We start from the raw sequence: 12,943 nt of genomic DNA, 5'->3' as shown, positions 1-12,943 counted from the left end.
TTTATTCAGCTTGAACGTCATCATGGTAGATATTATGGAGTATCTGCTGATAGGCGCTGCGTAATGAGGCTTTTTGGGTATCGGCAATGCCATTGATTTCTAAGCATTTATCAAACACATCAAGCTCATTTAAATCTTGTAAGGTTACAGAAGATTGCTGCTGATTGAGGACTTTATTGTAGGTGCGCGTATTTTTGATTTTTAACACTTCGCAAGTGAAACCCTCGATCATGGCATTCACTTCTTCACGCAGCTCATTGACGATTTCATCACCGTCATAAATCACTTCTAGCCAAATAGACTCTGAGGGCTTTAATGATTTTATCGTAGCAGCGATGGCGGTCAAATCGCCCGTTATCTGCGCCAGTTTTTGAAAGCAAGGAATCGGCAGCGAGATTACCTGCATTTGCCGTGACTCATCATGATGCAGTCGTTGGGAAGTTAAATCAGACGTTGTAAAAGTAGAATCAAGCTGCATCGCCTTTGACTGAGTAAAGGGTTTTTCATCGACGTTAATTGCGGCGCTTTCTTCTTGCTCAACAAAAGCAAATAAATCATCCATAAATTCAGGCGTTTGAATGGCTGCTTTTTTCGCGACTTTTTTAACCTTACTTGTAGTATTGGCAGGCTGAAGAATAGTACTTTCATCAGATAAAGATTTTTCTACTTCGCCAAACTCTACCAATAACACTTGTTTTTGCTGCTTTGCTTCGCCAAAACCCATGGCGATAGGCGAGCCTGAATAGCGGATATGCTCACAGCCGCCGACGCGTTGCGGCACATGTAAATGCCCCAGTGCCACATAATCAAAGCACTCATCAAACATATCAGCGGAGATTTGACCGAGCGAGCCAACATAAAGATCGCGCACGCCATCATCTTCTGTAGTTTTACTACCTGCGGCGAATAAATGTCCCGTCGCAATAATAGGAATATGGCGCTGATGAGCGTCGCTTAAATGCTCCTGTCTTGCTTTGGCAATGCTAGCCACTTCATCATAATGCGCTCGAATACCCTTGATAACATTGGTATCTTTGCTATCCGCTGACTCGCCAGCATGGCTACCACGCACATCGCGGTCGCGCAGATAGGGTACAGCGGCGATAATACAATGCGGTGTGCCATCAATCGCGTCTAAAACCAACACTTCATCATTTAAATCGTCACAAGCAGTACCGATGACATGGACATTTAGAAACTTTAAGACTTTACTGGGGGCATCTAAAAAAGTCGGGGAGTCGTGGTTGCCCGCGACGATGACTATATGCTCGCAGCACAATTTTGATACTTTACCTAAAAACTCATAATACAGCGCTTGGGCTCTGTTACTTGGGGTCATGGTGTCAAAGATATCACCGGCTACGATAAGTACGTCCACTTTTTGCGCGCTAATGGTCTCTTGTAGCCAACTTAAAAAGGCTTCAAATTCCTCATAACGCATGCGCCCATAAAGTCTGCGTCCCAAATGCCAGTCGGAGGTATGAAGAATAGTAAGCGGTTTAATAGCAAATGCAGGCATAAGTGAACTTAATAATGGTTAAAAGACTGCGATTATTCTAGCAAGAATTGCTGTGGTTTGCTTTGCTTATAAACTTGTGATTGATTCACTGTGAAAAAGACGGAAAGACTTATTCAGCATTGATGAGTAAATTGAACTTTGGTCAGTAAAATGCTCATCAAATGCAAGAAAATGGGTATCGGTGATGTCATAAGAGTAAGAGTTAAAAAAGTCTAGCGGTCTATTATTAGTAGTTCCATTATACCAGTCTGTTTTAAGTGGTCTGTTAATAGGTTTTAAGGGTGAAATTACTGGTTCCGTTGGGGTATACCTTAAACATATGTAATTCAAAATAAATATATTACGTTAACCCTACACAGAATAGATACAATCACATTGAATTAGATAATCATTAGCCGTAGCCTAAATAATATTTGGCTTAATAATTGTTAAACTCTATTGGCAAACTACGTGTTTTTTAATAAACGAATTGTAGGTTTATAGAATAAATACAGGGTATTAATTTTAAAAAGATTACAAGCAAGTTAAAAATTATTGATGTTATTTTTAAAAACCTCCAGCTAAAATTGAATTTTCTTCAGTTAGATATTTTTTTATCTACTTTGTTTAGGACTGACGATATCTAGAATCTTGCAACTTTTAGATTATTGAAACCTCCAAAATGAAAATCAAGGAAATCATCATGGATAACTTTAAAGCTCGCAGACAGCAGATGATAGATGACCAGCTCGTAGCGCGGGGTCTACATGATCAAACGGTACTGGATGCACTAGGTAGCGTGCCGCGTGAAAAATTTATACCTGCCGATCTTATCGATTCTGCTTATAGGGATGCCCCTTTACCTATTGAAGAGAGTCAGACCATCTCGCAGCCTTATATTGTGGCCTTAATGACAGCCGCGCTTGAGCTGCAATCAGGTGACCGCGTGCTTGAGGTTGGGACAGGATCAGGCTATGCCGCCGCCGTGCTTGGGGAGATTTGCGATACTGTCTATACGATTGAGCGCCACAAGGCATTGGCCGATACAGCGAAGGCCAAACTCAACGCGCTGGGGTATACCAATATTCAAGTCAAACACGGCGATGGGACGCTTGGCTGGGCGGACAAAGCACCTTTTGATGCCATCATCGTTGCCGCAGGAGCGCCTGAGGTTCCGCAGACGCTTAAAGAGCAGTTAGCGATTGGTGGGCGATTGGTCATTCCTGTCGGTGCCTCCTTAAAATCACAAAAGCTGCTTCGCTTTCGGCGCGTCAGTCAAGAGGACTATCAAACAGAGGATTTAGGCGGCGTTCGTTTTGTCCCCTTAATTGGCGCGGCAGGTTGGCACGATAAAAGCAGTAAAGAAAAAAGCGAGGACACGTCAAAGGCGTCAACTTTGCCTGAATTGATTGGTCAAGCAAGTGAGTCTTTTGCCAGTATCGATGAGGTCAATCTAGACAATCTTTTAGAGCGTATCGGCGATAGCCGTGTGGTGCTGCTGGGCGAGGCGTCACATGGCACTGCTGAATTTTATGATATGCGGGCAAAAATCACCAAAGCGCTTATCGAGAAAAAGGGCTTTACCATTGTTACCGCTGAAGCGGACTGGCCGGATGCGGCGCACATCAATCGTTATATTCGTGGGCAAGAGCAAGATGCGCGGCGTCAACATAAACCGTTTTCTAGATTCCCGACTTGGATGTGGGCCAATCAGTCTATGCTCACATTTACCCATTGGCTTCATGACTATAATAAAGGCAAATCTACTGAGCAAAAAGTAGGGTTTTATGGTTTGGATTTATACAGCTTATACGGCTCTATCGAAAGCGTCTTGAGCTATTTACAAGACGTGGATCCTAAGACGGCAGACATTGCCCGCGAGCGTTATGGCTGTTTGATGCCTTGGGCGGATGAGCCTTCTTTATACGGCCGTGCTGTGATTACTCAGCAACATAGGGACTGCGAGACCGAGGTACTCAAAAACCTGCAAGATTTACTCAAGAAGCGTTTAGAGTACGCTGCCGCCAATGAAGAGCAGTTTTTTGATGCCAAACAAAACGCTAGGCTGATCGTCGATGCCGAACGCTATTACCGAACCATGTATTACGCGACAGACAGCTCATGGAATCAGCGCGATCAGCACATGATGGACACCTTACAGGCGGTGCTTGACTTTAAAGGGTCTGAATCAAAGGCGGTCGTTTGGGCGCACAATTCCCACATCGGCGATGCTCGAGCCACCCAAATGAGCGCTCGCGGCGAGCTAAATATAGGTCAATTGGCACGGCAAAAATTTGGCGACAAAGTCTACAACATCGGCTTTGGCACCGATCATGGTACGGTGGCTGCAGCTTCTGACTGGGATGGTGCGATGGAGATAAAAAAAGTTCAGCACGCGCGACCAGACAGTTATGAGCGCCTCTTTCACGATGCGCCCGCTGATAACTTACTTTTACCGCTGCGATATCCTTTAGATGATGAGGTGCGTAAAAAGCTACTTCCAGAGCGACTTGAGCGCGCGATCGGCGTCATTTATAGACCCCAGACTGAGCGACAAAGTCATTATTTTTATGCCTCTTTGCCGGCGCAGTTTGATGAGTATATCTGGTTTGATGAATCGCGCGCGGTTGAGGCGTTAAGTAAAGAGAGGGAAGAAGGTGAGCTCGATATCTTCTCGTTTGGATTATAAGCACTAGGGTGAACAATGACATCATTTATACCAGAAAACCAGCCATTATTCGTCTTAACTGGTCTGATTTTTCTGGTCATCATTGTTTTGTTGTTATGGCAGTACGTGGCTATCCGCTATGGCCAGAGTCTTTTTACACAAGTGACTCGTTATGTGGCGCGGACTCATCGAGATTTTGCACAAAACCAACGTTTCATACAATTTAAAGACAAGTATCCCAAGTCTTATAGAATACTGTCTCAGCAGTTTGATGTACAGCATTTCTATCGTCTACCTTTGACACTGTTATGCGTGATGATGGCCTGCATATTAGTGTTATTTATAACGCTAATCAACGCTGTGGCCTTACCAAATCCTGTTGGGGCTGTCGTAATGATAGATCATTTTTTATCAGCGCGAATAAGTTTGCGACCAGATTCTGATAGTGTCGGTTTTTTTGTGCTGATAACCAGCTTTGCGTCTACTCCTATCTATGTTTTGGTGGTTCTGCTTGCTGCGCTGAGCTGCTGGGTAAGGCAGCAACGCTATATCATAGTAGGGTTATTGATTGCTACTTTAAGCAGTACTACCGTGACTTATTTGCTAAAACATGTATTGGAGCGCGAGCGTCCTGATAATAGCTTGCTTGCCGTACAAACTTTTTCATTTCCAAGTGGTCATGCGACGACTGCTATGGCGTTATATGGCTTTATCGCTTACCTGCTAATTCGATTTAACCAAAATTTTGCGCAAAAAATTCGTATAACGACCATAGCCATACTTTTTATCCTATTGATCGGCTTGAGCAGAGTGGTACTGAACCAGCATTATTTAAGCGATGTACTGGGCGGCTATCTTGTAGGTGCGTTTTGGTTGACGCTTGGCATTAGTATTACGGAGTGGTTAAGCGCTAAAGATAAGATCGTATGGAAAGTCGAGTGGTCAACTTCTCATGTATACATAATCTGGCTGAGCGGGTTAGGCGTATTTATTAGTACGTTGATTTACGCAAAAATCTATCAACTTCCAATGTTATCTTAACCATTGTAGTAAGCTACTATGAAGTATCGACACAAATAGCACACTGATAAAGGATCAAGTCCTAATTAGATTGACTAAAAAAGCCCGTGACCATAGCCACGGGCTTGTTGCGTTTTAAGGGTATAACTATTAAAGACACTATAATCAATAGTTATTTTGGTTACGCCAGTTGTCTACATCACGTTCAGCATCTTCTTTTGATTGACCATAACGCTCTTGGACACGACCGACTAATTTATCGCGGTCACCTTCGATATGGGTGAGATCGTCATCTGTTAAATCTGCCCATTTTTGTTTTACTGAACCTTTGAGCTGGTTCCATTCGCCTTTTAGTGTCTGGTTATTCATATCATTATCCATTTTTTGATTGTTTTTGTACTGTTCATCCATACTTTTTTCGTTCACATTTTGATTGTCCATTATGGTTTTCCTTTTCCATTTATGAGTGGTTGAGTCAACGCATCTATACCAAGACTAAGCTCATCCATCTTTTATTTTTTTTATTTATAAATAAGCTATCAGCAATTATTAAACTTCAAGCTGACATATCTAATATAGAGAGACTCAATTGGGCTGTCTGTATAACGAATGTTTAAAGTGTTGCTGAACTATTGTTAAGTCCGCTGATTTGTTATGACGGTATAAGTTATGATTTTAATTAGACCGTTACTATCAGCAGCTTAATGAATCACTTATTCCGAACTGGGATTATAACCATCATTTTGACTCCTCTTTTACCATCGCTCTAAATCTATCGGAAAAGCCAGGTAAAACGGAACGCACTGTAATCCATGGAGAGAGGGATGTCACACCCATTGGATCCTCACAAAATTCAGCTGCAGCTTCTTTGATAGCCTCTTCAAAAGCTTCGACTGCCCTTATCTCATTTTGGCGGTTGTACTCAAGGGCATTTATCTTACTGAGTGTATTGTACTTTGAAATTTCAATACGCGACTGCTGGTAGTATGAAGCAAGGAGTGTTTTAAAAGAGGCTTCTGAAAAAACCACTCCCTCTTGAGCTAAAATTCTAAAAAGAGTTTTAGCTATATCGTTTGCCATCTTGTAAATGCCACCACCTTCACTTTTTGAGCCTAAGTCTTGATGTTTATGCTCATAACTCTCCATGATTTCTGTTTGACAGATACGACGGTTTGAGGTGTTGTTATAAACTTCTGAGAGTGTTGAAACCTCAAGCCCCCAAGTAGGAGAAATCGCAATACCACGACCAAGAGAGCGGATAAATGCGAACTCTCCAGAGAGGGCATAACGAAAACTCTGCATATACTCCAAGTACTGGTTTGAGCCAAAAGTGATCTTGAGGGCTTTTATGAGTGGTGTATAAAAAAGACGGGTCACACGACCGTGGAGCTTGTTTGTAACGCGAGAGTAATAGCCTTTGTTAAACTCAAAATCAAGTCCGGGGTGTACTATGGGGTAAAAAAGCCGTGCAACAAGCGCTCGTGAGTAGTTTACTATGTCACAATCATGCAGGGCAAAAGCATAGTTATCTTGATCTGTGAGACCATAACCTATCATCGTCCAGACATTACGACCTTTTCCTGGAGTGTCTAAACCAGGAAAACCCTCATCTGTAAGCTCTTTATATATCTTTTTTACGTTTGGACCATCATTCCAAAGTACCTCAACACTACACTCCAAAATGCTCATACGTTTCTTTACTTCTAAAAACTGCTCCTCAGTTGCACCATCGAGTCCAAGTATAATTTTATAGAGATACTTCACGTTTTTAAGCTCATCAATAATAGTCTGCATCGCTGGCGTTTCAAACTCTGAGTAGAGAGCGGGAAGCAAAAGCACCATGTTTCTGCGTTTTGAAAAGTGCAACAACTCTTCTTCTATGCTTTCTAAGGAGCGATTTCCCACATTTTGTAGTGTTGTTATAACGCCGTTTTGGAAAAAATCTGACATCTTATTCTCCCTTTTGATGTTATCTCATATAACTATGATCAGTTGAAAATAAGACGGTTATATAAATTTAAACGCGCTACTAGCACAAATTTTACTTGCGTGCTGTGCCTACGCAGACAGAGGCTGCGTAAAATTCATCCTAGTAGCGATATAACACTTTTTAGGTGCATCGACTATAGACTGCCATTATTTTTCAAAACCTCGCAGTGACAGCAAGTGTCATTGCAAGCGAAGCGTGGCACTCTAACCTGCACGGTTACCTTTTATTATTATCGCTACATCTATCATATTTGTGCCACTACAGCCTTATGTTTAGGGGGGTACCATATTTCTTGCTACCTACACCTAAAATCTTTTCTTTAAGCTAGCCATATTTTGTGACGAATTTTTTTAGCAAAGACGCCTCAAGTGCATCGACAAATATCTCTCTTGCAAGCGCTTTAGAGTCCATCAAATATCTCCAGTATAGAGCTATTCCAACCTTTTGGTCCTGGATAGGCTGCTCTTTTTATATCTGCGTTTCCTATGGCACTAAAAGAGCCATCATAGAGGGGAACTAAAACACCAATATCTGCTTTTTTTATCATAGTAAAGTCATTTGCACTATCACCAAGGGCTATCTTGGTACACTTTTGGTTGTAATACTCTTCATACATGTGAGCAAGTGTAAGCATGGCATTTGCTTTGTCTTGTAGGAGTGAGACAAGGTGATAAAATCTTCCCCCTTTTACTATATCAAAGCCCTCTTCATTTGCCTCTTTTTTAAGAGCCTCAAACCCTCTTTCGTCTTGCATCAAAAAAGGCTCACTAAAGTCGCGTTTCATGGCATTTAGGCTCTCTTCTCTTGGCAAACCTGTATGCTGCATTACTTCATCAACACTCATATCTCCAAAACCTTTTATAGAGTAGCTCTGTTTCATGTGTGTGAAAAAAAGTCTCAGTTCTATGTAGGAGTGCGCTTTAGAGAATTTTATCCACTCCTCTTTAAACGCCACCTCTTTTGCAAGTACAGACTCTGAGGGCACAAATATCCCAGCACCATTTTCAACAATAAAAGGCTGCCGCATGCCTAACTCTTTTTGAAGCACTACTACTTCACTAAAGGTTTTGCTCGTAGCGATAATGAGAGGAATTGAGCGATATTTTAAAAGTGCTAAGGCCTCTTTTGCAGGAGCGAAACTATAATCCTGGTGATTGAGTAGTGTTCCATCTAAATCGGTAAATACAAGATATCTATTTTTCATAGCAGTAGGATACAAAACAATTATTTGTCATGGTCGACTTGTTTCAGACCATTTCTTAGCGGTTTTTATTGAAATAAACGCAGTCGAAAATGCCATGAGATCTCTCATGACATCCAGCACTTTAGAACAACCCCTTGAGCAATTACTTTATGGACTAATAACTTGGGTTTATTACAACTTAGATTGGGGGCAGTATAGAATTCAAATCAAAGGCAACCAAATAAAAACACAAGCTAGTATGATCGCAGCCCCGTAACTGTCTTTAAGCTTATCATAACAAGTGGCGATGCCTCTAAAATGCTTCAACCTAGCAAAAGCATTTTCTACCAAATAGCGGCAGCGATATAAATATCAATCCAAGGTATCGTTATTGCTTTTAAAGTTAGACTTAACCGGTATGACCGACTCAGCACACTGCTTAAAGTCACACGCTCTAATGTCGCTACTATCATAGCCTCTGCCTGCTACTACCGTCTGAGTCTGTTTCTTAGTCGTGCTTTTAATTAATATATTGACTACCTTAGAGTCATGTACCTGTTCGCCTGTCAGCTGAACATAGATAGGGTTACCGCAAACATCAACCACTAAGTGCAGCTTGCTGCTATGATCGGCCACGCTCCTACTATAGCTTCATCACGACAACTGGCTGCACCTGTACTATGCTGATGGGCTTTGACCATACTGCCACCTATAAATAACCATTCGCTATCATAGTCTACTGTTACGATTGCCATAAGTTTTTGCCACTTACCTGTTTTACGTCAATAGCGGTATTGGTGATAAACGCTAGACCAATTGCCAAAACAGGACAGTAAGTCACGCCATGGACAGCTCAATCGTATGCGATATAACATCGCTTCAACGGTGAGTCTTAGATTGGGCTTGGTATATATGTTGATTTGTCGCAATATATTAGACAGCTTGTGCCAGTACTCATTAGTGAGCTTAGGGCGAGCCATAAGTGACGCCTTTTTTCTTTGCTGTGGTAAACAAGAGGGTAAGGCGCTGCTTATTTTTTTCAATTAGTGAATTCTATACAGTCCCTAATTAAAAAAGACTATAAAACATGCTGAGTGACATTAATTTGAATTGAATTATAACGATAATTGTTAGTCCAATAATTAAAATAAAGACTGCTACTGCCCGTATGATGAGCCTTTTATCTCTCATAGATTACCCCTCATGCTTTCATATAACTATAACCTTAAAATCCTTCTTTTATTAGCCTTTACTTCTTTTTATCGTTTGTCATTAAGTTATAAAAATAGATGAAGGCACTTACTATTTAATATCGCAAACATACAATCAATTTAGTGAACACTAGTTTATCAAGAGAAATCTACTTTTGGGGCTTAGATAATTCTAAACGTCTTTATACTGAAGGTATCACCATTTTATGTTCAAAATTACACTTCTATGTACACTGAGCTGCTATAAATAATTTTGGCTACTAACACCAATAGCATACAGCCTAATGTTCAAGTCCTCACTAGGGTACCGAATTAGTTAAAGCACCTAATTGGTTCCTCGTAGGTATACCTTTAACAAACTATTATTATGTCAACGTCATAGAGGTTTTTGATGCTCTCTACAATCTCGATAGTTGCTTGACCTTAATCGCACTTAACCAATTACTAGTTGCTCCACATCATCAGCGGTCGCCAAATTAGCGACCATTGATAGCGCATGTGCTTGCTGGCTAGTAGGGGCTTTTGCCGCCGCTGTCTTGCCACCGCGCAACCAATTGTTATCAGTATCAGCAGCATTTTCGTTGTTTTGCTCATTGTCTACATGATACCAAGCCAGATCATGATGCAGTCCAACCACATCTCCCATAATCAGCAGAGCAGGCGTGGGTAGCTGGTTTTGTTCTTGCAACTCAACGATATTGGCAAGCGTACCAGTCAAAACTTGCTGATTGGGCATACTGGCATTAGAGACAATGGCGATAGGGGTATCGCTACTACGTCCAGCATCAATCAAACCTGTCGTCAAGCGTGGTAGTGAATGCAGCCCCATATAAAACACCACCGTCTCGTCGGTATTTAAAAAGCTTTTAAAGTTGCTGTTTGGCGTGCCAGCCTTCAAAAACCCCGTGACAAAACGTACCGACTGCGAGTGATCACGGTGCGTCAAAGGAATACCTGCATAACTTGCAGCAGCATTAGCAGCAGTGATACCAGGCACAACTTGATAAGGGACGCCATGCGCACGCAAGCTTTCAATCTCTTCACCGCCGCGGCCAAAGATAAAGGGATCACCGCCTTTTAAACGCACCACACGGCGACCTTCTTTTGCACTATTGACAAGCAGCTCATTGATGCCAAACTGAGCGACGGCATGGTTGCTACGTTTTTTACCGACAAATACTTTGTCAGCATCGCGACGGCATAAATCCAATACTTGCGGTGATACTAACGCATCATAATAGACGATATCGGCTTGCTGCATGAGGCGCAGCGCTTTAAAGGTCAGCAGCTCTGGATCACCGGGGCCTGCACCGACGATATAAACTTCACCCATTGGATTTTTTACGGTGTGAGATTCTGTAGATGTATTATCTGCTGTACTTTTTTTATTGATAGCGGATGCAGTGTTATCTAAATCCGCTTGCAGTCGCGCCGCTGCTGCATCTTCATTACCAGCAAACATCAGCTGACTGACTTCACCTTCAAAAGCGCGCTCCCAAAACTGACGACGTCCTGTCAGCGTTGGGATTTTGGTTTTTACCTCATTCCGAAAGTCACCAGCCAGCTTGGCCAATTTGCCATAACCTTGCGGGATTAACGTCTCTAAACGTGCGCGCAGTAAACGTGCCAGCACCGGCGCTTTGCCATTGGATGAGATGCCAATCACAATTGGATTACGATCAACGATGGCTGGGAAAATAAAGTCGCATAAATGCGGCGTATCAACCACATTAACGGGAATATTCAGCTCGCTGGCATCAGCGTGAATCTGATGATTGAGCGTTTCATCATCGGTAGCGGCGATAATAACGCGTGCGCCAGTCATATAAGCTTTATTGTAGTTTTCATAAATCAGTTCGTGCTTGGCTTTGTCCTTAGTATGGCTGAGCAAAGCTTGTATTTCAGCACTGATAGTTGGTGCAAGAATCGTGATCGCAGCACCAGCGCGCCTGAGTAAGTCTGCTTTACGTAACGCGACATCACCGCCACCAACGATTAATACTTTGCGGTCTTCTAATTTAAAAAATAGCGGAAAGGTGTTCATAGCATCACCAATGATTCAGTCAATATAAAATATGTCATCATTATGCGGTATCACGCGCAGCGTCTCATGCAGTGAATTGGCATTAACATATTCGTTTTTGTCATGTTGCTGATGGTTTTTGCTAAGATGTGGAATAGCTGGGGAATAAAAACGTAGAAACGTGGCAGAAAAAAACCACAAGCTCACTTTTAAGCTTGTGGCTGATGTGGATTCTAAATCTTATATTTACATGGATAGAGTTTAACGTACTGCCAAAGTCTACTCAAACTCACTTAGCATCTTAGTAATACGCGCATCTTTTTGTTGCCAAATGTCCTCGAGCCAATCAAACATCATTTTTTTAGTGGCTTCATCACGGTCATAGCCACCATCCATAATGGCCGCAAATAACTCGTCCGGTATGGTTAAGCGCGTCACATCGACGCCCAAGCGACGGATATTACCTTTCCATAAATCATCATAGTCAGGCGCACCGTCGGGATAGACGATAGTCATGTCTAAAATAGAATCCAATTCATCGCCTAACGCATTAAGCGCTAACGACAACCCGCCAGCGCGTGGTTTTAATAAATGCTCATAAGGTGAGCCTTGCTTATCATGTTTTTCTTTAGTAAAGCGCGTGCCTTCTAAATAGTTTAATAGCGCAAAAGGTTTGTTTTTTAATTGACGACAGGCGCGCTTTGCTTCTTCGATATCCTTACCTTTGAGGGCAGGATTTTTGGCAATCGCTTCTTTAGAGTGGCGGCGCATCATTGGGAAGTCTAAGAAATAAAAGGCTTGACCGATAACGGGAATATAAATCAAATTAAACTTGGTGAAAAACCTTGTTAGAGGCAGGGTGTCTTGGCTGATATATTGCACGATACTGGTATCGACCCACGACTGATGGTTACTGACCAAGAGATACTGCTTATCTTCGCTTAGATCATCGGGCAGGTTGATGCGCCAGTCTTTATGAGGTAATGCGTGGTCGATAACGGCATTATTAGTATTAATCCAATATTTGGTAATTGCAATTAAGGCATCATCGGTCAGTTTTGACCCAGTCAATACTTTCGCCGCGCCCATAGTCCAGACCGGTAGACCAACCAACGCACTATTGGCAGTGAGGACGCCAGTACCCGTCAGAAAAGAAGCCGCTCTGCCTACGACTGGCAGCTTATCGTGCAGTTTTTCATAGAATGAATCAATTTTTTTTATAAAGGGCATAACAACTATCCATATTGTTGAGGGTGGCAAAGCCATGATCGAGCTTGATGATAAATAGGCGCACAGGTAGCCGCAACGACGGGCAGCTTCGTCCATAGTTTAGCTTTAAAAGGTTGGCTT

8 protein-coding genes and 1 pseudogene are annotated in these 12,943 nt (G+C 42.2%); 2 read left to right on the top strand and 7 right to left on the bottom strand.

Translation table 11 applies throughout. The annotated features are described in order from the left end of the window. Window position 1 precedes the first annotated feature (1 nt). Window positions 2-1,519 (bottom strand): exonuclease SbcCD subunit D C-terminal domain-containing protein, encoded by a 1,518-nt coding sequence (locus tag JFC07_RS00260; RefSeq protein WP_198327802.1) that lies wholly within the window; start codon window positions 1,517-1,519, stop codon window positions 2-4. 682 nt (window positions 1,520-2,201) lie between these two features. On the opposite strand from JFC07_RS00260, the gene JFC07_RS00255 reads away from it, so the two are divergent. Further along, the gene (locus JFC07_RS00255) at window positions 2,202-4,187 is read left to right on the top strand and encodes a protein-L-isoaspartate(D-aspartate) O-methyltransferase (RefSeq protein ID WP_198327801.1); all 1,986 of its coding nucleotides are present in this window, start codon (window positions 2,202-2,204) and stop codon (window positions 4,185-4,187) included. A gap of 15 nt (window positions 4,188-4,202) precedes the next feature. After that, complete coding sequence (locus tag JFC07_RS00250) at window positions 4,203-5,207, top strand: phosphatase PAP2 family protein (protein WP_198327800.1); 1,005 nt, start codon at window positions 4,203-4,205, stop codon at window positions 5,205-5,207. Between the two features lie 144 nt (window positions 5,208-5,351). Here the strand turns inward: JFC07_RS00250 and JFC07_RS00245 are convergent, their stop codons facing one another. The 6 genes and pseudogenes from JFC07_RS00245 to JFC07_RS00220 form a co-directional block, all read right to left on the bottom strand. Further along, window positions 5,352-5,627, bottom strand: a complete 276-nt coding sequence (locus tag JFC07_RS00245) for a CsbD family protein (RefSeq protein WP_426223639.1) — start codon at window positions 5,625-5,627, stop codon at window positions 5,352-5,354. A gap of 297 nt (window positions 5,628-5,924) precedes the next feature. Continuing rightward, complete coding sequence (locus JFC07_RS00240) at window positions 5,925-7,136, bottom strand: glycosyltransferase family protein (protein ID WP_198327799.1); 1,212 nt, start codon at window positions 7,134-7,136, stop codon at window positions 5,925-5,927. 440 nt (window positions 7,137-7,576) lie between these two features. Next, complete coding sequence (locus tag JFC07_RS00235; protein ID WP_198327798.1) at window positions 7,577-8,380, bottom strand: HAD-IIB family hydrolase; 804 nt, start codon at window positions 8,378-8,380, stop codon at window positions 7,577-7,579. 201 nt (window positions 8,381-8,581) lie between these two features. Then, window positions 8,582-9,339, bottom strand: a pseudogene (locus JFC07_RS00230) (IS5 family transposase). Between the two features lie 664 nt (window positions 9,340-10,003). Further along, a complete protein-coding gene (gene cysG, locus JFC07_RS00225) occupies window positions 10,004-11,614 on the bottom strand; it encodes a siroheme synthase CysG (protein ID WP_198327797.1) in 1,611 nt (536 codons plus the stop codon). A gap of 258 nt (window positions 11,615-11,872) precedes the next feature. Continuing rightward, window positions 11,873-12,823: a 1-acylglycerol-3-phosphate O-acyltransferase, YihG family gene (locus JFC07_RS00220; RefSeq protein WP_198327796.1), complete on the bottom strand. Its 951-nt coding sequence runs from the start codon at window positions 12,821-12,823 to the stop codon at window positions 11,873-11,875. Window positions 12,824-12,943 lie beyond the last annotated feature (120 nt).

Origin of the sequence: Psychrobacter faecalis (genome assembly GCF_016107575.1) — a bacterium.
Taxonomy (GTDB): Bacteria; Pseudomonadota; Gammaproteobacteria; order Pseudomonadales; family Moraxellaceae; genus Psychrobacter; species Psychrobacter faecalis.
Note: the sequence above shows the minus strand (reverse complement) of the source record. Positions and strands in the feature narration are given on the sequence as shown.

Bases quoted from the DNA above. Each gene is read 5' to 3' on its own strand.
- JFC07_RS00245 (WP_426223639.1), bottom strand. From the start codon at position 5,627: ATGGACAATCAAAATGTGAACGAAAAAAGTATGGATGAACAGTACAAA.
- JFC07_RS00240 (WP_198327799.1), bottom strand. From the start codon at position 7,136: ATGTCAGATTTTTTCCAAAACGGCGTTATAACAACACTACAAAATGTG.
- JFC07_RS00255 (WP_198327801.1), top strand. From the start codon at position 2,202: ATGGATAACTTTAAAGCTCGCAGACAGCAGATGATAGATGACCAGCTC.
- JFC07_RS00220 (WP_198327796.1), bottom strand. From the start codon at position 12,823: ATGCCCTTTATAAAAAAAATTGATTCATTCTATGAAAAACTGCACGAT.
- cysG (WP_198327797.1), bottom strand. From the start codon at position 11,614: ATGAACACCTTTCCGCTATTTTTTAAATTAGAAGACCGCAAAGTATTA.
- JFC07_RS00260 (WP_198327802.1), bottom strand. From the start codon at position 1,519: ATGCCTGCATTTGCTATTAAACCGCTTACTATTCTTCATACCTCCGAC.
- JFC07_RS00250 (WP_198327800.1), top strand. From the start codon at position 4,203: ATGACATCATTTATACCAGAAAACCAGCCATTATTCGTCTTAACTGGT.
- JFC07_RS00235 (WP_198327798.1), bottom strand. From the start codon at position 8,380: ATGAAAAATAGATATCTTGTATTTACCGATTTAGATGGAACACTACTC.